The following is an 18,526-nucleotide window of genomic DNA, read 5'->3' on the forward strand; positions in this document are numbered from 1 at the left end:
GACCCGAGGAATACGGCAACACAGCCACCGCAGAGGAAGGCCTCTGGGCCCGCAAAGGTTGGGCAGGACGCACGTGACACGCGCGGGATTTACACACGTTTTGTCCTATAACCCGAAAGCACCGGCGGTCGATACGGGAAAATGGGGGGAAACCCGTTCGACCACCGGTGCTTGTGGCGGACATCCCCATGCCCGCCTCATCACTCGCACCCTCAATGAGGTAACTACTAAGTTACGGAGCGATATTGGGTGCAGCCTGCAATAATCTTGGGAACTAGCTGGGAATCCTCGGCGCCCCTGGACGGTCCTGCATTGGTTCTGCAGCGGAGCAGCTGAACTGGCATCATGGAGCCATGAGCAACCGAATCGCATTCCTTGGCTGTGGGTCCATGAACGAGGCCATTCTGGGGGGCCTGTTGGCTGCCGGAACGGATCCCTCGGACGTCGTCGCCACCGTACGCCGCGCAGAACGCGCCGCCGAACTGGCCGAGCGCCACCATGTCATGACCATCGCCGGGGCCGAGGAACCAGATAACAACAAGCTGGCCACGAAGGGCGCTTCGGTTGTCATCCTGGGTGTCAAGCCTGTGGGCATTGCCGATCTCGCCCGCGAAATCTCACCGTCGCTGGCCAAGAACACCATCGTGATCAGCGTTGCCGCCGCCGTGTCCATCGCCCAGTTGGAAGCAGCCCTGCCCGCGGGCCAGCCCGTCATCCGCACGATGCCCAACACGCCCGCCAAGCTCGGACGCGGGGTGGTTTCCGTTTCGCCCGGGACCAACTGCACCCCCGAGCAGCTCCAGCAGGCCAAGGACATCCTCGCTGCCGCGGGCACGGTCGTGGAAATCCCCGAGGACCAGGTGGATGCCCTGTCCGCCATCAGCGGCTCGGGCCCCGCGTACGCCTTCTACCTGGCTGAGGCGATGGCTGCCGCCGGCGTCGAACTTGGCCTGGATCCCGAACTCTCGCTCATGATTTCCCGCGAGACTGTGGCCGGTGCCGGTTTCATGCTCGCTGAGCCGGGAGCAGACCCCACGGCCCTGCGCATTGCCGTGACCAGCCCCAACGGCACCACCGAACGCGCCATCGCGGCGTTCAACGACGGCGGGATACCGGCGATCATCGCCGACGGAGCCCGCGCCGCAGCGGCCCGGGCCGCGGAGATCACACAGCAGCTGGCTTAGTTCCTCCCACCGCAGCTACGGCCGCGCAGCGAACCGTTCCAGCAGGTCCACGTGCCCTGACACAATCAGCATGTCGCGGCCGGAGACCTTCGTGTCCGGCCGGGCGTAGGTGAAGTCTTCGCCCGGGGATTTCACGCCGACAATGGTCACGCCGTACTTGGAACGGACCTTGGACTCATCCAGCGTGAAGCCCACGGTTTCCTTGGGCGGGTACATTTTCACGATGGCGAAATCGTCGTCGAACTCGATGAAGTCCAGCATGCGCCCCGAGACCAGGTGTGCTGCGCGCACTCCGGCGTCGGCCTCGGGGTAGATGACATGGTTGGCGCCGATGCGCGTGAGGATCTTGCCGTGTGAGGCCGTGATCGCTTTCACCCAGAGGTGTTCGATGCCCAGATCCACGAGGTTCACCGTGATGAGCACCGAGGACTCGATCGAGGTTCCCACACCCACTACGGCGGAGCTGAATTCCTGCGCGCCGAGCTGGCGGAGGGCATCGATGTTGGTGGCGTCCGCCTCAACGACATGGGTCAGCACGGAAGCCCAATTCTGGACGAGCGTGCGGTCCCGCTCGATGGCCAGGACTTCGCGTCCCTGCTTGACGAGTTGCTCGGCGGTGGCTGCACCGAATCGGCCCAAGCCGATCACCAGCACGGGCGCGTTGTGCGCCGGCCGGTTGGGGGCGCCTGTTGAATTAGCCAATGATCGGCCTCTCTTCCGGGTAATGGAATAGCTGCCTGCGCTGGCGGAGGGCCAGGGCGGAGGCAAGGGTTATGGTGCCGATGCGGCCGGCGAACATGAGGGCGGCGAGGACGTAGACCCCCGCCGGCGGCAGTTCCGCGCTGAGGTTCGTGCTGAGTCCCACGGTGGCAAAGGCTGAAATAGTTTCGAAGAGCACCCGGTCCAGGCTCGCTCCGCTGATGGCCAACAGCAGGAATGCGGATACGCACACCAAGGTGGCGCCCGCGACGATCACCGAGATGGCTACCCGCATGGTGCCCTCGGGGATCGTGCGGCCGTAGACCTTCACGTCGTCGTCGCCCCGGGCCTCAGCGACGATGGCGAGGAACATGACCGCGATGGTGGTCACCTTGATGCCGCCGGCCGTCGACGCCGAACCGCCGCCGGCGAACATGAGCGCGTCCGACAGCAGCCTCGTGGTCGAATCCATGTGCCCCTGGTCGACCAGGTTGAAGCCACCGGAGCGCGTCATGACCGAGGCGAAAAGGGAATGCGTGATCTTGTCGCCGACGCTCATGTTGGCGATGGTGTTGGTGTTGTCCCACTCCATCAAGGCCCAGAGGACTGCGCCGGCAATGAGGAGGATCAAGGAAACCTGGATGGTCAGCTTGGTGTGGAGGCTCCACTTCCTCCAATTCAGGCCGTGCCGCCGGAGCACCAGCATCACCGGAAAGCCGAGGCTGCCGAGGAACACTCCAAGCATGAGCGGCACGAGAATCCACAGATCGGTCTCGTACGGCACGATTCCGTCGGAATGGGGTGTGAAACCGGCATTGTTGAAGGAAGAGATCGAGTAGAAGACTCCGTGCCAGACGGCCTGCCAGAAGTCCTCGCCGAGCGTCAGGAACCGGGGAATCATCGCGATGGCCAGGACGGCCTCGATGGTCACGGACGTCGAGATGACGATCCGCAACAATGTACCCACTTCGCCCAAGCGGCCGGCGTTGTTCATGGCCTCCTGCGCAATGAGCTTGCCCCTCACACCGAGCCGTTTGCTGACCATGAGCGCCAGGAGGGAGGCGAGTGTCAGGGTTCCCAATCCGCCGACGAAGATGCCGACGAGAATCACGAGCTGGCCGAAGAAGGTCCAGTGCGTCGCCGTCGACACAACCGTCAAACCGGTCACGCACACGCTCGAGACAGCGGTGAACAGGGCCTGGTGGATGGGAGTGACCGCACCGTCGGCCGATGCCGCCGGCAGGGAAAGCAGGCCGGTGAACAAGAGAATCGCGAAGACGTACGCCGTGAGCGCCAATCGGGCCGGTGAGGAGTTGGCGATGTTGTCGATGAAGTCGCGGATACCCGTGAAAATCCACAGGCCTCCCCGCTCCGGCTGGACGGTTTGCCAGCTGGCCGGGTCTAGGGACCTCGACTGGCTTTGAGTCATGGCAGTGCTGTTCGCTTCTGGTCGATTGATTCTGCTTTCCTGAGTAGTAAACCACTAATCGCCCGCTGTAACGGGGCAGGTGCGTTCCGCCGCTCGGGTAGCCTGTCATTGATGACTTCCTGGGCAGGCCTCCGTCCGTCCCCGCTGCCAACGACGGTGGCGTGGGATCCCGCCATGACCGCATACAATTTCGGTCCCTCGCACCCGATGGCCCCCGCGCGGCTTGAGCTGACGGCCAGGCTCGCCGCGGCGCTCGGACTTTTCGACCTGGAGCATGTGTCCGTCCAAGCGCCTGAGGTCGCGTCCGACGTCGACCTCCTGGCAGTGCACAGCGCCGAATATGTCGCCGCGGTGCGGCGTTCAAGCGAAGATCCGACGACGCCGGACCCGGAACGCGGGCTCGGCACCGAGGATGATCCAGCGTTTGCAGGGATGCACGAGGCCAGCGCCCGGCTCGCCGGCGGGTCCTTGCTCGCGGCCGAGGCAATCCTGTCCGGGACCGCGGTCCGGGCCGTCAACTTCGGCGGCGGCCTTCACCATGCCTCCCGAGAGCGGGCCAGCGGCTTCTGTATCTATAACGACGCCGCTCTCGCCGTGCAGAGGCTGCTCGACGGCGGTGTCCGGCGGGTCGCGTACATCGACGTCGACGCCCACCACGGCGACGGCACCCAGAGCATCTTCTGGAACGACCCCAGGGTCCTGACGATTTCCCTGCACGAAAGCGGGCTCTCGCTGTTCCCGGGAACGGGATTCGCCAACGAGATCGGCGGCCGGGACGCCCAGGGGACAGCCGTCAACGTGGCGTTGCCTGCGTGGACGGGGGACGCAGGGTGGTTGCGCGCCTTCCATGCCGTGGTACCCCAACTCGTGCAGGCCTTTGAACCTGAAGTCATTGTGAGCCAGCACGGCTGCGACTCCCACAAACTCGATCCCCTCACGCACCTCAACCTGAGCGTGGACGGCCAGCGCGAGGCAGCCAACGCCGTCGCGGGCCTCGCCGCCAGGTTCTGCGAAAACCGTTGGATCGCCACCGGGGGAGGGGGGTACGACATCACGGGAGTCGTACCGCGCACGTGGAGCCATTTGATCGGCATCGTGGCCCAACATCCTGTCCAGCTGACGGCTCCGGTTCCGGAGGCTTTCCGGAGCCATGTCAGGGAAAAGTACGGGGATACGGTTCCCGAACTCATGGGCGACGGCGTGGACACCTGGTGGCGTTCGTGGGAGGTCGGCTATGACCCGGCTGACGCCGTGGACCGCACCATCATCGCCACCCGCAAAGAAATCTTTCCGCTTTACGGTCTGGATCCCTGGTTCGACTGATAGCTGCTCGGCCGGCCGCGCAAGGCTGGGTCAACGCCGCGCGCATATGCGAAATAGTTGATGCCTTTTGGCGTATATGTCGCTAGGGTGGGAGGCATGGTGACTGACGACGTATTTGCCGTCATTGCTGAGGCAACCCGGCGTGACATTCTGGTTTCCCTCCGCTCTGGGGATAAGGCTGTGGGGGAACTGGTGGAGGAGCTCGCAGCGAGCCAGCCCACCATCTCAAAGCATTTGAAGGTACTCCGCGAGGCGGATCTCGTCAGCATGCGCGCGCAGGGACAGAAACGCTATTACGCGTTGAACCCGAAGCCGCTCGCCGGTGTTGCCAGCTGGCTGGAGACGTTCGACGTCGGACCCGCGAAGCCCGCGGACGAAGCCGCCACGCCGGCCCGCAGCCCCCGGCCACGTACGGCAGGCCAAGGCGCCACGGGCCAGCCGGGTGCCGCGCGGAACCAGACCGACGGCGAGCCGATCGTCGCTCCTCCGGCGAGCACCGACGTCGAGCGCTCGCCTGAAGCCGCTTCCGCCACCGGAGCTGTTGCCGCCGCCGCCGGAATCGACGACACCAGGCCGCAGCAGATCGGCCGCACGGTTGGCCGTGCCGCAACCAAGGCTGCGGACCTCTTGGCGAACCTGCCGAACCTGCCCAACCTGCCGAAGTTCGGGCGAAAGAAGTAGCGGCAAGTTGGCGTGATCCCGTTCACGCCGCGATTGGCTTCTGCCCGATGTTGGTCAGGGAAGTCCCTGCAACCTTTGTGGCCGTGCGCGATCCCCGCCACTTTCAGAGTCATGGGCCGGGCCGGAGGCCCGCTGGCGCAGCCCTTCGGATCTAGTGTCGCCTTTCTGAAGTTGTGGGACGGCTGGCTTCGCGAGGATCTGTTCCTGGGTCATTGGTCCTTTTCGACAGCAAAAGATGCCGACTTCGCCGGGAAATTGGTCGACGTGCTGCTTGGTCGTAATCGGTTCGGATGGAGATTGGCGCGCGTCTGATGCGAGCATGGCGGGGTCGTTTCAGATCCGCCGTTCGGCGCAGAAGTTGTAGGGAGTCACATGGATTCGAGGCTGGAAGCAGTCCGGGACACCGTCTTGGCGCGGAACCCGGGCGAGCTGGAATTTCACCAAGCCGTCACCGAGGTCTTCGAAAGCCTTGGCCCGGTACATGACCGGCACCCGGAATTCCTCGAGGGCGCTGTCCTTGAGCGCCTGTGCGAACCGGAGCGCCAAATCATCTTCCGCGTCCCGTGGACCGACGACGCCGGACGTGTTCACGTCAACCGCGGTTTCCGCGTCGAGTTCAATTCAGCATTGGGCCCCTACAAGGGTGGACTGCGCTTCCACCCCTCGGTCTACCTGGGCATCGTCAAGTTCCTCGGCTTCGAGCAGATCTTCAAGAATGCCCTGACAGGCATGCCGATCGGTGGCGGCAAGGGCGGCTCGGATTTCGATCCCCGTGGCCGCTCCGATGCCGAAATCATGCGCTTTTGCCAGTCATTCATGACCGAGTTGTACCGCCACATCGGTGAATACACGGACGTTCCTGCCGGCGACATCGGTGTGGGAGGCCGCGAGATCGGCTACCTGTTCGGCCAGTACAAACGCATCACTAACCGCTATGAGTCGGGTGTGCTGACTGGCAAGGGAATGTCGTGGGGCGGCTCCCTGGTCCGTCCGGAAGCCACTGGTTTCGGCACGGTCATCTTTGCCCAGGAGATGCTCAAGACCCGGGGCCGGTCCTTCGATGGCCAACGCGTCGTGGTCTCCGGTTCGGGAAACGTGGCCATCTACGCCATCGCCAAAGCCCAGGCCCTTGGCGCCACCGTGGTGGCCTGTTCCGACTCCGCGGGCTATGTGGTTGACGAGGCCGGCATCGACGTCGCGCTGCTCCGCCAGATCAAGGAGATTGAGCGGGGCCGCCTCACTGAATACGCGGAGCGACGCCGGGGCGCCAGTTATGTGGCCGGTGGCTCGGTCTGGGATGTCAACGGTACCGTTGCCCTGCCGTGCGCGACTCAAAACGAGCTCGACGGCGACGCAGCGGCCAAGCTCGTCAGCAACGGCCTGCTGGCAGTCGCCGAAGGCGCCAACATGCCCTCCACCCGTGAAGCCGTTGCCGTTTTCCAGGACGCAGGCATCCTGTTTGCCCCGGGCAAGGCGGCCAACGCCGGTGGCGTAGCAACGTCGGCCTTGGAGATGCAGCAGAACGCCAGCCGCGATTCCTGGTCCTTCGAACACACGGAAGCCCGCCTGACGGAAATCATGGTGGGCATCCACGATCGCTGTGCCGCAACCGCGGAGGAATATGGCGCCCCGGGCAACTATGTCCTGGGTGCCAACATCGGCGGCTTCGTGAAGGTCGCCGACGCCATGCTGGCACAGGGCCTGATCTAGCGCGCCGCGCCCACCGAACCCACCCTGCCCACCCGCCCGACCTAGTGCTGCAGCAGACGCACGTGGTCCGGGGTGAGTTCTGAAATCTTCGTCACTCCGAGCAGGGCCATGGTGCGGGCCATGTCCTTTTCCAGGATCTGGATGGTGCGGTCCACGCCTGCGCGCCCGCCTGCCATGAGCCCGTACAGGTAGGCGCGGCCGATCAACGTGAAGTCGGCACCGAGGGCCAGGGCCGCCACGATGTCGGCGCCGCTCATGATGCCCGTGTCCAGGATGACGGCCGCGTCGCTGTTGTCCGCCTTCAGCGCCGCGGAGACCTCCGGAACGAGGTGCAGCGGAATCGGTGCCCGGTCCAGTTGGCGGCCGCCGTGGTTGGAGATCACGACGCCGTCCGCGCCGTGGTCCACCACCTTGCGGGCATCGTCCACCGTCTGGATGCCCTTGACCACCAGCTTGCCCTTCCAGGTTTCGCGGAGCCAGTCGAGATCGTCGAAGGTCAGGGTGGGGTCGAACATGGAGTTGATGAGGTCGGCCACGGTTCCGGTGTAGCGGGAGAGCGAGGCGAAGGTTAGCGGCTCGTGCGTGAGGAAGTTGAACCACCATGCGGGCCTGTACGAAGCATCCAGGACGGTCTTTACGGTGAGCGCCGGCGGAATCGTCATGCCGTTGCGGACGTCCCGCAGCCGGGCACCGGCGACGGCGGTGTCCACCGTGACCATCAGGGTGTCGTTTCCGGCCTTGGCGGCGCGCTCGATCAATTCCAGGGAACGGTCGCGGTCCGTCCAGAGGTAGAGCTGAAACCAGTTGCGGCCCTTCGGAGCCGCCGCGGCCACGTCCTCGATGGAAGCCGTGCCCATCGTGGAGAGGGTGTACGGAATACCAGCCGCTTCGGCCGCCTGCGAGCCCGCATACTCGCCCTCCGACTGCATCATGCGGGTGAACCCAGTTGGCGCGATGCCGAACGGAAGCCGGGATTCCTTGCCCAGGATCCCGGTCCTGAGATCGATGTTGGAGACGTCGCGCAGGATCCCCGGCCGGAACTCGATGTCCTGGAAAGCCTGGCGGGCCCGGCGAAGGGTGATCTCCGCCTCCGCTGCACCGTCCGTGTAGTCGAACGGCGCCTGGGGAGTGCGCCGCTTGGCCATGTCCCGCAGTTCCCAAATGGTGGATGCGCGGCGCAGCTTCGCGGCGTTGCTGAACTCGGGCTTCTTGAACTTCATGAGCGGCGCCAGGTCTGAGTACTTGGGAACCCGCCGCTTGAGTGCAGCAGGACGCCCGACGGCGGAGGATACGTTCGCGGGCACCTCAAGGGAAGGGGCGTTGCTTGGCTGGACGGTCTGCGTCATGATGCTGTCTCCCGTGGACTTGTGTGGTTAGACCACACTCTATGCCATGTGGTCCAACCACATCAACTACTATTTATCCATGCGAACGCACGAGCTCGTCCTGAGTTGGATCGAAAAGCAATTGTCCGACGGGCATTTGGTGCTTGGTGGACGGCTCCCCGCCGAGCGGGCGCTGGCCGAACAGTTGGAAGTTTCACGGACCTCGGTCCGCGAAGCAATCCGGATCCTGGAAGCCATGGGCTTGGTGCGGGCGGGAGTCGGCTCCGGCAAGGACGCCGGGACGGTGGTTATCGCGGAACCGGCCACGGCACTCGGGTCAGCGCTCCGCCTCCACGTGGCCACACAGCATTTGCCCGTCGCCGACATCGTGGAAACACGGGTCCTGCTCGAATCATGGGCGGCGTCGCGCGCCAAGGCCGACGCCCCCGAACTCAACGAAGCAGCGAGGCTCCTGGACGAGATGGACCTGAGTGCCGCCGTCGACGACTTCCTCGCACTGGACGTCGCCTTCCACCTGGCGCTGGCGGAAGCCGCAGGAAATGCCGTGGTGAGCACCATCATGGGCTCGCTCCGTGAAGCGATCGAGGGGTACGCCGCGGCGCTCACGGCGAACCTGCCGGATTGGGATCGCACCGCCGATCGCCTGCGGTCCGAGCACCGCGCCATTTTGGCGGCAGTGAACGACGGCGACGGCGGCCGGGCGGCGACGCTCGTGGCCGCGCACATCGAGGGGTACTACCGGGAAGCCGGGCTGGGGAAGGCCCCTGAGGAAACTAGGCCTTGACGGGTCCGGTGCTTCCCCTGAGCTCAATCCGGGGCGGGAAGTAGTTCGTGGGGGAGGCGGCGTCGTTGGTCTGGATCTGCTCCCGCATGCGGCGCCACGCAAGGTCCCCGAGGTCGGAAATCGGTACAGCCGCAGTGGTCAGCGGAGGCATGGTGTACCGGGCGAACGGCATGTCATCGAAACCCGTGAGGGACAAGTCCTCCGGCACGCGGATCCCGCGCTCGCTGAGTCCGCTCAAGAGGCCCATCGCCGCGACGTCGTTGAAGACAAGGATGCCGGTGGCGCCGCAGGCGGCGACGGCATCGCTCGACTCGAATCCGGCGTCGAACGTGTTCCCTCCGGGAATGAACTGCAGTTCGACATCCGGGAATTCGGCCGTAAACTTCTCGAGCCCACGGAGACGCTGCACGTTGGACGCACTGCGGTCCGGTCCCGTCAAGTAGGCCAGTTTGCGGTGGCCCAATTCCACCAAGTGGGCGGCAAGCTCCTGGATGCCTTGGCCGTAGTCCACTACGAGGCTGGGAGTCGGCACCGACTCGGTGGTGCGGTTGATGAGGACCAGGGGATAGAGCGTGGGGGCGAGTTCTTCCAGGTCGGCGTCGCTCATGCGGGGGGCGCAAAGAACGACGCCGTCGCATCGCCTCCGGGCTTCCCCGGCGAGGATCGCTTCTTCGCTGGAAACTTCGGACGAGTCGGCGATCAACACGCGGTAGCCGTCGCGGGCGGCGGCAATACTCAGCCCGCGAAGGATGGCCTGGAAGGTGGGGTTGGACAGGTCCGGCACCACGATTCCGATAGTGTCCGTTTTCCCCAGGGCCAGGCTTCGGCCTACCGGGTTCGGCTTGTACTTCAGCTCGGAAGCGGCTGCGCGCACGCGGGCGGCAATGTCCGCGTCCACGGTTGTGTTTCCGTTCATGACGCGGGAAACCGTGGCATGCGAAACGCCGGCCATGGATGCCACATCTGCGATGCCCACCCGCCGGGTGTTCCTTCTGCCTGGCATGCTTTCCTTCCTGGAGCTGATGCCGCCCTGTTCCAATGCTGCGGCGATGTGTGTTCTGAGGTGAAGTTTATAGTGAGTGAGGAAACGGTTTCCCTTGATGTCGTTGCATTTCGATTTGCGGGAATCCGGAGCCTGCCGCTATGGTTTCGCTATGACTAAGCGTTGGTATGCGTATTTTTCGTTGGCTCTGGAGGGGCCCGCGTCTAACTGACACGCATCCAACTTTCCTTCAGAGCCAACAGGGCAGAGATCATTCTCTGCCCTTCGCCATTTCCAGGCGGGCTCTGAGTAGGGTCCGCTCCTCTCCGGAACAGGACCCCTTTTCATGACCAGCATCGCCGCAGAGCCCACCACACTAAATGCCGACGTCGAAAATCCCGGCGCGCAGTCGACGTCGAACTTGCGCGTCAGCCGCTTCGAGCCGCTCCCCACGCCGCAGGAAATCAGCGCGGAACTGCCGCTGGACGCTAAGGCCTCCGCCGTCGTCGAGCGCGGACGCGACGGAGTCCGCGCCATCATGGACGGCGTGGACGATCGCCTCCTGGTGATCGTGGGACCGTGCTCCATCCACGATCCGAAGGCCGGCCTGGAATACGCGCGCAGGCTGGTCAGCCAGGCGGAGAAGCACAAGGAAGACCTGCTCATCGTCATGCGGGCCTACTTCGAGAAGCCGCGCACCACGGTGGGCTGGAAGGGCCTCATCAACGATCCCCACTTGGACGGCAGCCACGACATCGCGGCCGGACTCCGTGCCGCCCGTGGATTCCTCCAACAAGTCACGGCCCTGGGCCTGCCGACGGCCACCGAGTTCCTGGAACCCATCAGCCCGCAATACATGGCCGACCTCGTGGCATGGGGCGCCATCGGTGCGCGGACCACCGAGAGCCAGATCCACCGCCAGCTCGCCTCCGGACTGTCCATGCCGATCGGTTTTAAGAACGGGACCGACGGCGACCTCCAAGTCGCGATCGATGCCTGCGGCGCCTCTGCGGCATCCCAGGCGTTCCTGGGGATCGACGGCGAGGGCCGCGCCGCCCTCGTGGCGACCTCGGGCAACCCGGACACCCATGTGATCCTGCGCGGCGGCCGCAAGGGACCGAACTACGCCGCGGACCAGGTTGCCGCTGCCTCGGAGAAGCTCTCGGCAAAGGGCTTGAACCCGCGGCTCATCGTTGACGCGAGCCATGCCAACAGTGGCAAGAGCCACCACCGCCAGGCCGAAGTCGCCTTGGAGATCGGCGCGCAGTTGGAAGATGACGTTGCTTCGCCGATCGCCGGCGTCATGCTGGAGAGCTTCCTTGTCGGTGGGGCGCAGAACCTGGATGTGGAGCGGCAGTCGGCCGGCGAACAAGAGCTGGTGTACGGCCAGAGCGTCACCGACGCCTGCATGGAATGGGACGTCACGGTGTCCGTCCTGAACCAGTTGGCGGCCTCGGCCCGAAAGCGTCGGATAGCTGCTTCCAACTAAGTGAAACCTAGTCTCCACTTGGACGAAAGACTTTCACTTTGGTACCAGCAGCCTCTAGAGTATCTAGCACATGGTTGTTTGATGGCTCAGCATCGGCACACCAGGTAATGAATGCTGGGGTTCGCCGCTAACCGCTGAGAGCAAAGGAATATGGAGAAATGTCCGCAGAGACTAACTTCTCGAACGCGCGTTTCATGACAGTGGCTGAAGTTGCCGAAGTCCTCCGGGTTTCCAAAATGACCGTGTACCGTCTGGTCCACTCGGGAGAATTGCCGGCCGTCCGATTTGGACGATCATTCCGGGTCCCCGAAGATGCCGTGAGCCAGTACCTCAAGGGCGCGGTCGTCGACGGACACTCAGAGACGGCCTGAGCCCCGCTTGGTCCCCTCAAGGGCCAGCGGTCATTGGGTGCCCCCGATAAGCGGTACCCTGTTAAGGAACGTTTTACGTCATTGTAAGAATCTGTCAGTTGTAAAGTCTGTTGCTCAGTTCAAGGACCTCACCCAGCAGACAGAATCTCAATCTAGTTTGGTAAGGAACTTACGTGGGTTCAGTTATTAAGAAGCGCCGCAAGCGTATGGCCAAGAAGAAGCACCGCAAACTGCTTCGCAAGACCCGCCACCAGCGTCGCAATAAGAAGTAGAGATACTTCCTACAGCGTGAATGCCCGTTGCCTCTCAAGGCGGCGGGCATTTTTGCGTCCGTCCCCGATGACGCTCGCTCACATATGAGCGCTTTTCCCCGGACCCTCGCTCACGTATGTCGGCCGTTTCGACAACGCTCGCTCACGTATGTGGGTACATGCCGGAACTGCGGTCGTCACATCATGTGAGCGAGGGTTGCCGGGGAGGCGGGTATATGTGAGCGAGGGTTGCCGGGGAGGCGGGTACATGTGAGCGAGGGTTGCCGGGGAGGCGGGTATATGTGAGCGAGGGTTGCCGGGGTTAGGCCCTCGGGCTGCGGAACTTGGAGAAGCCCCGCCACAAGCCGTAGACGGCGCCTCCGACGGTCGCGGCCTTGAGGCCGAGCGTGGCTGCCCGGCGGCCGGAACGGAAGTCGTAAACAGGCCAGTTGTTCTCCCGCGCGTGGCGGCGAAGCCCGGCGTCGGGATTGATGCACACGGGGTGGCCCACCAACGTGAGCAGCGGGATATCGTTATGCGAATCGCTGTACGCCCAGCAGCGCTTCAGGTCCAGGCCTTCTTCGTCCGCTACGCGCTGCACGGCCACGGCCTTGGCTGGCCCGTGGAGGATCTCGCCCACCAACCGGCCGGTGTAAGCGCCATCTTCAACCTCGCCCACGGTACCCAGGGCGCCGGTCAGGCCGAGCCGCGTGGAAATGACGGTGGCAACTTCGATGGGCGTGGCGGTCACGAGCCAGACCTTCCGGCCAACACGCAGGTGCTGTTCCGCCAGGGCCTTGGTACCGGGCCAGATCCGCGACTCGATCATCTCGTCGTAGACCTCTTCGCCCAGCTCCTTGATATCGGACACCTTGATACCGGCCGCGAGGATCAGCGCGGAATCCCGGACGGAATGGACGTCCTCCATCTTTTCGCCCCGGAGCACGAACTTGAACTGCTTCCAGGCAAAGCCCGCGGCTTGGGAGAGCGTGAAGGCCCTGCGTTCATACATCTTCCGGGCAACGTGGAAGAGGCTGGCACCCTTCATGAGGGTGTTGTCGACGTCGAAGAATGCGGCTTCGCCGTGTTGCTGCGTTGCAGCCGGCGCGGTGGCCACAACGGCGTTCTTCTCGACGGGCATGCCTCGAGTCTAGTCAATCGTCCGGCCCCCTGCCGTTCGCGACTGCCGTGACGACGCTGAAGCGATACCGTTGAACCATGCCAAATCCCGACGTCGTACTCCTCACCAAAGCTGACTGCCACCTTTGCGCCGCGGCGCGGGACGCCGTTGAACGCGTGACCTCAAGCCTTGGGCTCACGTGGACCGAACAGTCAATCGACACTGACCCGGCACTGCGCGAGCGCTACGCCGAGGAGATCCCGGTGGTATTCGTGGACGGAATCCAGCGGGATTTCTGGAAAATCGATGAGGCACGATTGGTGCGGGTCCTGAAGAAGGCCATCGCCGCCTGAACATGCGTGCAGAGCTTTGTTGGCAATAGAGTGGGAAAACAAAGCGACGCAATGGAGAAGAACGTGACTGCGCTGGAACCGTCCGCCGAGGCTGTACCCGGGGACAAGGAGTCTGCCGCGAAGCAGATACCGCCCGCGGCTGTGGCCCGGATGACGCTTTACCTGCGCGCTCTGAACTCCCTGCTCGGTGAAGGCGTGGAACGGGTTTCCTCCGAGGCGTTGGCTGAGGCGTCCGGAGTCAGTTCGTCCACCTTGCGCAAAGACCTCTCCTACGTCGGCTCCTACGGAACGCGTGGCGTCGGGTACGAGGTCCAATACCTGAGCCGGCACATCGCGGCGGCGCTCGGCCTGACCCACGACTGGAAAGTGGCCATTGTGGGCGCCGGCAACCTGGGCAAGGCCTTGGCACGGTACGGCGGCTTCGAGTCGCGCGGTTTCGACGTGGTGGCGATCCTCGACGCCGATCCCATGATTATCGGGAATGAGGTCGGCTGGCTGCGGGTCAGCGACGCCGCCAATCTTGAAACGGTCCTTCAGCGGACCGGAACCAACATGGTTGTCCTGGCCCTCCCGGCCGCGGTGGCACAAGGCGTCTGCGACCGCGTGATCAGCGCGGGTATCCGCAGCATCCTCAGCTTTGCCCCGGTGCTGCTGCAAGTTCCTCCGTACGTGAATCTGCGCAAAGTGGACATGGCCACCGAGCTCCAGATCCTGGCGTATCACGCACAACGGGCACAGACCCCGGGCCAGGCCATTTAGGCCGGACCGGGTCTGCACCCGTTGTTTTGGTTTTAGCGTCTAGCGCCTAGCGGCCGTACGGCGCCTGGCCGTAAGGGTTCGCGAACGGCTGGGCTTTCCGGAAGTACGGCGCCGAGGCCGGCAAATAGAGCATCACGATCGCGGCGATGCCCAAGAGGATGGTGATGGTGCCCATGCCGATCTGGGTCAGGCCCAGCAGGGAAATTCCAGCGAAGACCGTGCCCAGGATGCGGGCCCAGTTCTTCCCCTTCCGGACATTGAACGCAACCAATGCGTAGAGCCCGGCAAAGATCACCGAGAAGATAACCAGGAACGTGATCGCAATGCCGATGAAGGTGCTTGTGTCTATGCCTGAAGCGTTGCTTCCTTGCGCCGACAGGGCCTGGTTGAACATGTTCTTGCCTGCCGGCGAGTTCAGCGTAGCGATAGTGAAGGGAATGCCGATCAAGGTCAGTACCCCTGCGGCAATCATCAGCCAGAAGGAGATGTTGACCAACTGCGGGACTCCGGACGTCGCAGCGGGCTGCTGGCTCGGCCAAGTGACGGGGCCGCCCTGCCCGTACTGCGGGACGGAAGGCTGCCCGTACTGCGGCTGCTGCCCGTACTGGGGAGCCTGTTGTCCATACTGGGGTGCGGACGGCTGCCCGTACTGGGGAGCCTGTTGCCCGTACTGGGGTGCGGACGGCTGCTGGGGCGCCTGCTGGCCGTACTGCGGAGCCGAAGGCTGCCCGAACTGAGGAGCTTGTTGGCCGTATTGCGGCGGCTGACCCTGCTGGGGTGTCTGCTGGCCGTATTTCGGCTCCTCAGGGGTGGGATTCTCGCCCGGAGTGGACGGCGGGTACGGAGGGGTGCTCATGGCATTCCTTTGCGTGTCGACTGCAGATACGGCTGCCGGGTGCAACGTGCCCCGCCCCCAGCTCGGCTTAATTCCACCGTACCCCGACGGCACAGCGCTGGTGATGATTCACGGGAAGAATTCTCGCTGAACAAGCTTCGGCGGAGCTCCCGTGAATCCTGCATGGACAAACGGAAGGCCGCGGGGTCCTTCCGGGACCGGCCGCGGCCTTCAGCTATGAAATTCCGGCTTGTAACGGGTTGGCTAGACGGCGCCCTTCACTGACTTGAACCACGCCTGCGAATTGGGCAGCCACATCAGGACCGTTGCAATGAGGCTGATGACGAAGCTGAACCAGTTGTTGCTCTGTCCATTTGCCATCGCTCCGCCCACGATCGAGAGGATCAGGGAAATTCCCGCAATGACGGTCAGTGCGAGGCGGGCCCACTCCTTGCCTTCCTTCATCTTCATCGCGAAGACGATTTGGGCGGCCGCCACAACCAGCGCTATCAGTACCAGAAGGAGGACGACGACGGCGATTGCCGGCGCGAGCGTGAAGAGCACAATGGAGCCGAAGAGGCCGAGCAGGCCACCCAAGAGGGCCAGGAGTCCGCCAATGAGCCAGATCCAGTAGGAGACCTTCAACTCTGTGGGCATTCCGGTCACTTTGAACATGCCGGAAAAACCGCCCTTGGGAAGGACATCGTTGAAGTTCTTCGGACCGTCGGTAGGCATCTCGAAGTGGAAACCTTCTCCCTGTCCGGGTTGGCCTTGCTGCTGGTATCCGGGGGCGGGCTGCTGGTAAGAGGGGGGTGCTTGGTAAGAAGGAGGTGCTTGGTATCCCTGCGGAGGCTGGTAACCCGCAGGAGGGACATTGCCGGGCTGCGGTGGCTGGGCTCCGGGCTGCTGAGGCTGAGGAGCTTCGTTTGGGTTACTCATGGCATCACTTTAGACCTGAGGTTTAAGGATTCATAGGAAATTCTTGGCTAATTCGCCGCTAAGTATCGGCTTTTACCCGAACAATAGGCGGGTGACACCGCGAGCAAAAAATGGCGCCTCCGGGGCTGCGCACGTGATCGTGTGCAGCCCCGAAGGCGCCATTCGGCCCTTTAACCCGGGGGATTGGGAACCTGGGGGATTAGGCAGCGGGTGCGATGAAAGCCAGTTCGAGGTTGATGACAACCTTGTCGCTGACCAGGACGCCACCGGCCTCGAGCACCGCGTTCCAGGTGAGGCCGAAGTCCTTGCGGCTGATGGTGGTCTCACCGGAAACGCCTGCGCGGGTGTTGCCGAACGGGTCAACGGCTACGCCGTTGAACTCGGTTTCGATGGTGACCTCTTTGGAGACGCCCTTGATGGTCAGATCGCCCACGAGGTCGAAGCTGTCGCCGTTGGCCTTGACGTGGCGGGAGACGAAAGTGATTTCCGGGAACTTCTCCACATCGAAGAAGTCCTCGCCCTTGACGTGGCCGTCGCGGTTGGCATCGCCGGAGTCGAAGCTGGCGGTCTGGATGCTTGCGGCGACCTTGGAGTCGGCCAGGCTGCCGCCGAGTTCAAGGGTGGCTTCTGCCTCGGTGAACTGGCCGCGGACCTTGCTGATGCCTGCGTGGCGGACGGTGAAGCCGATCTCGCTGTGCGAGTTGTCGAGGGTCCAGACGCCGGTGGTGACGTTTGCGGGAAGAGTCATGGGGTTCTCCTTGGGAAGGTGTGATCGTAGCTTCATCGGTCGTTCGGCCGTACTTAGTTGAAGTGTCAACCGAACCTTGTGTCAAGTATAAACATGCAAATGCATCTTTTATTCCACCTTCAGGGAACATTCTGAAGAAACTTTCAGTTCTACGAAACGTAGAAGATTTCAGATCGCCCGCCTTCTTTGAGAAACTGGTAAACATGCCCCAAGCAACTGTCCATCTGCTCCGCCATGGCGAGGTCTACAATCCCGACGGCATTCTGTACGGCAGACTGCCCGAATTTCACCTCTCCGAACGCGGCCGCGAGATGGCCAAGATGCTCGCGGACCACTTCGCTGCCCGCGTCGCGCAGGGGGCGAACATCGTCTACCTTGTCGCCTCGCCGTTGACCCGCGCGCAGGAAACCGCCCTTCCCACTTCCCAGGCGTTGGACCTCCAGATCCACACGGAACCGCGGATCATCGAGGCGGAGAACCACTTCGAAGGGCTCAAGGCCCACCTCTCCGAATTCATCAAGCCCAAGCATTGGCGTGAGTACCGCAACCCCTTGCGTCCGTCCTGGGGCGAGTCGTACCAGGACCAGGTCGCCCGGATGCGTGCCGCCGTCGAGGACGCCCGGCTGAAGGCAATCGAACTCGGCGGCGATGGCGCCGAAGCCATCCTCGTCAGCCACCAGCTTCCCATCTACGCCACGCGCCTCAGCGCGGAGGGCCGGCCCCTGTGGCACGATCCGCGCAAACGCGAGTGCACGCTGACGTCGCTGACTTCCCTGGTGTTCGACGGCGGCAAGGTTGCGCGGGTGGAGTACAGCGAACCCGCCGCCGTGCTGCTGCCCGGTGCCGCGAAGACGCCCGGAGCATGACCATGGACCGCGATACCACCAGCCGCAAGACCAGCGGCCAGAAAATCAACGCAGCCTTGACCTCACGCCGCAGCTTCCTCGCTGTCGGTGGTGTGGCACTCTCTGCATTGACCATGGGCTTGTCCGCCTGTGCCCAGGAAGACGCCCTGGCCCAGCAAGCCAAAGCCGGCGACAACAAGAACTACGTCGCCGGGGACGGCTCGGTGACGGAATTCGCCAAAGCCGACCGTAAGGCCGCCGTCGGGATCAAGGGCACGTTGTTCGACGGAACTGCCGTGACTCCGCAGGACCTGGTCGGCAAGGTGACCGTCCTCAACTTCTGGTTCGCCGCGTGCGCGCCGTGCCGGGTTGAAGCGCCGATTCTTGAGGAACTGCACCAGGAGTTCAAGAGCAAAGGTGTCCAGTTCTACGGTGTGAACCTCCGGGACGAGAAGGCTACGGCCGACGCCTTCGACCAGACGTTCAAGCTCACGTACCCCAGCTTCAATGACAAAGACGGCGCAGTGCTCCTGTCTGTCTCCGGCATTGTGCCCCCGGGTGCGGTGCCCACCACGCTCGTCCTGGACAAAGAAGGCAAGGTTGCCGCCCGCGTCCTGGGCGAGATCGAGAAGAGCACCCTCAAGGCCCTCATCACCACCGCGGTTGCCGAGTAGGTGG

At 63.7% G+C, this 18,526-nt stretch carries 20 protein-coding genes; 12 read left to right on the top strand and 8 right to left on the bottom strand.

Annotation, left to right across the window (positions count from 1 at the left end):
• Nucleotides 1–353 precede the first annotated feature (353 nt).
• Nucleotides 354–1,184, top strand: coding sequence for a pyrroline-5-carboxylate reductase (gene proC / locus VLA65_RS12180; protein WP_332602650.1), 831 nt, complete (start codon nt 354–356; stop codon nt 1,182–1,184).
• Nucleotides 1,185–1,199: 15 nt separating this feature from the next.
• Here the strand turns inward: proC and VLA65_RS12185 are convergent, their stop codons facing one another.
• Nucleotides 1,200–1,838, bottom strand: a complete 639-nt coding sequence (locus VLA65_RS12185; RefSeq protein ID WP_171983496.1) for a potassium channel family protein — start codon at nt 1,836–1,838, stop codon at nt 1,200–1,202.
• A 40-nt stretch (nt 1,839–1,878) separates the two neighbouring features.
• The gene (locus VLA65_RS12190; RefSeq protein WP_284990362.1) at nt 1,879–3,312 is read right to left on the bottom strand and encodes a TrkH family potassium uptake protein; all 1,434 of its coding nucleotides are present in this window, start codon (nt 3,310–3,312) and stop codon (nt 1,879–1,881) included.
• Between the two features lie 111 nt (nt 3,313–3,423).
• Between VLA65_RS12190 and VLA65_RS12195 the strand changes: the two genes are divergently transcribed.
• The 3 genes from VLA65_RS12195 to gdhA all read left to right on the top strand — a co-directional run bounded on the left by VLA65_RS12195 (nt 3,424) and on the right by gdhA (nt 7,026).
• Nucleotides 3,424–4,635: an acetoin utilization protein AcuC gene (locus VLA65_RS12195; RefSeq protein WP_306959214.1), complete on the top strand. Its 1,212-nt coding sequence runs from the start codon at nt 3,424–3,426 to the stop codon at nt 4,633–4,635.
• A gap of 96 nt (nt 4,636–4,731) precedes the next feature.
• Nucleotides 4,732–5,316: an ArsR/SmtB family transcription factor gene (locus VLA65_RS12200; RefSeq protein ID WP_332602651.1), complete on the top strand. Its 585-nt coding sequence runs from the start codon at nt 4,732–4,734 to the stop codon at nt 5,314–5,316.
• Between the two features lie 372 nt (nt 5,317–5,688).
• A complete protein-coding gene (gene gdhA / locus VLA65_RS12205; RefSeq protein ID WP_332602652.1) occupies nt 5,689–7,026 on the top strand; it encodes an NADP-specific glutamate dehydrogenase in 1,338 nt (445 codons plus the stop codon).
• Nucleotides 7,027–7,067: 41 nt separating this feature from the next.
• Here the strand turns inward: gdhA and VLA65_RS12210 are convergent, their stop codons facing one another.
• Nucleotides 7,068–8,372, bottom strand: coding sequence for an alpha-hydroxy acid oxidase (locus VLA65_RS12210; RefSeq protein WP_332602653.1), 1,305 nt, complete (start codon nt 8,370–8,372; stop codon nt 7,068–7,070).
• Nucleotides 8,373–8,451: 79 nt separating this feature from the next.
• On the opposite strand from VLA65_RS12210, the gene VLA65_RS12215 reads away from it, so the two are divergent.
• Complete coding sequence (locus tag VLA65_RS12215) at nt 8,452–9,156, top strand: FadR/GntR family transcriptional regulator (protein ID WP_332602654.1); 705 nt, start codon at nt 8,452–8,454, stop codon at nt 9,154–9,156.
• On the opposite strand, the gene VLA65_RS12220 is transcribed toward VLA65_RS12215, so the two are convergent.
• A complete protein-coding gene (locus tag VLA65_RS12220; protein ID WP_284990089.1) occupies nt 9,146–10,159 on the bottom strand; it encodes a LacI family DNA-binding transcriptional regulator in 1,014 nt (337 codons plus the stop codon). The genes VLA65_RS12215 and VLA65_RS12220 overlap by 11 nt on opposite strands.
• 325 nt (nt 10,160–10,484) lie before the next feature.
• Between VLA65_RS12220 and VLA65_RS12225 the strand changes: the two genes are divergently transcribed.
• The 3 genes from VLA65_RS12225 to VLA65_RS12235 all read left to right on the top strand — a co-directional run bounded on the left by VLA65_RS12225 (nt 10,485) and on the right by VLA65_RS12235 (nt 12,270).
• Nucleotides 10,485–11,627: a 3-deoxy-7-phosphoheptulonate synthase gene (locus tag VLA65_RS12225; protein ID WP_332602655.1), complete on the top strand. Its 1,143-nt coding sequence runs from the start codon at nt 10,485–10,487 to the stop codon at nt 11,625–11,627.
• Between the two features lie 158 nt (nt 11,628–11,785).
• On the top strand, nt 11,786–11,998 hold the full coding sequence (locus tag VLA65_RS12230; protein ID WP_059389516.1) for a helix-turn-helix domain-containing protein: 213 nt from the start codon (nt 11,786–11,788) through the stop codon (nt 11,996–11,998).
• A gap of 173 nt (nt 11,999–12,171) precedes the next feature.
• A complete protein-coding gene (locus tag VLA65_RS12235) occupies nt 12,172–12,270 on the top strand; it encodes a 30S ribosomal protein bS22 (protein WP_003792170.1) in 99 nt (32 codons plus the stop codon).
• Between the two features lie 301 nt (nt 12,271–12,571).
• Here VLA65_RS12235 and VLA65_RS12240 read toward each other — a convergent pair whose 3' ends face one another.
• Nucleotides 12,572–13,390 carry an HAD family hydrolase gene (locus VLA65_RS12240; protein WP_284990086.1) on the bottom strand — a complete coding sequence of 273 codons (819 nt, stop codon included), beginning with the start codon at nt 13,388–13,390 and terminating at the stop codon, nt 12,572–12,574.
• Between the two features lie 77 nt (nt 13,391–13,467).
• Here VLA65_RS12240 and VLA65_RS12245 point away from each other — a divergent pair, with 77 nt between their 5' ends.
• The gene (locus tag VLA65_RS12245) at nt 13,468–13,722 is read left to right on the top strand and encodes a glutaredoxin family protein (RefSeq protein WP_059389517.1); all 255 of its coding nucleotides are present in this window, start codon (nt 13,468–13,470) and stop codon (nt 13,720–13,722) included.
• Between the two features lie 51 nt (nt 13,723–13,773).
• Nucleotides 13,774–14,481: a redox-sensing transcriptional repressor Rex gene (locus VLA65_RS12250; protein WP_059389518.1), complete on the top strand. Its 708-nt coding sequence runs from the start codon at nt 13,774–13,776 to the stop codon at nt 14,479–14,481.
• A 46-nt stretch (nt 14,482–14,527) separates the two neighbouring features.
• On the opposite strand, the gene VLA65_RS12255 is transcribed toward VLA65_RS12250, so the two are convergent.
• The 3 genes from VLA65_RS12255 to VLA65_RS12265 all read right to left on the bottom strand — a co-directional run bounded on the left by VLA65_RS12255 (nt 14,528) and on the right by VLA65_RS12265 (nt 17,003).
• Nucleotides 14,528–15,337, bottom strand: a complete 810-nt coding sequence (locus VLA65_RS12255; protein WP_332602656.1) for a hypothetical protein — start codon at nt 15,335–15,337, stop codon at nt 14,528–14,530.
• A 243-nt stretch (nt 15,338–15,580) separates the two neighbouring features.
• Nucleotides 15,581–16,051: a hypothetical protein gene (locus VLA65_RS12260; protein ID WP_059389520.1), complete on the bottom strand. Its 471-nt coding sequence runs from the start codon at nt 16,049–16,051 to the stop codon at nt 15,581–15,583.
• 403 nt (nt 16,052–16,454) lie between these two features.
• Complete coding sequence (locus tag VLA65_RS12265; RefSeq protein ID WP_284990081.1) at nt 16,455–17,003, bottom strand: YceI family protein; 549 nt, start codon at nt 17,001–17,003, stop codon at nt 16,455–16,457.
• A 203-nt stretch (nt 17,004–17,206) separates the two neighbouring features.
• On the opposite strand from VLA65_RS12265, the gene VLA65_RS12270 reads away from it, so the two are divergent.
• Together VLA65_RS12270 and VLA65_RS12275 are read left to right on the top strand one after the other, a co-directional pair.
• Nucleotides 17,207–17,869 carry a histidine phosphatase family protein gene (locus VLA65_RS12270; protein WP_332602657.1) on the top strand — a complete coding sequence of 221 codons (663 nt, stop codon included), beginning with the start codon at nt 17,207–17,209 and terminating at the stop codon, nt 17,867–17,869.
• A gap of 2 nt (nt 17,870–17,871) precedes the next feature.
• Entirely contained in the window at nt 17,872–18,522 is a 651-nt protein-coding gene (locus tag VLA65_RS12275) for a TlpA family protein disulfide reductase (RefSeq protein WP_113990710.1), read from the top strand.
• The last annotated feature ends 4 nt before the right edge of the window (nt 18,523–18,526 follow it).

This window comes from Arthrobacter sp. S2(2024) (assembly GCF_036662515.1).
Lineage (GTDB): Bacteria > Actinomycetota > Actinomycetes > Actinomycetales > Micrococcaceae > Arthrobacter.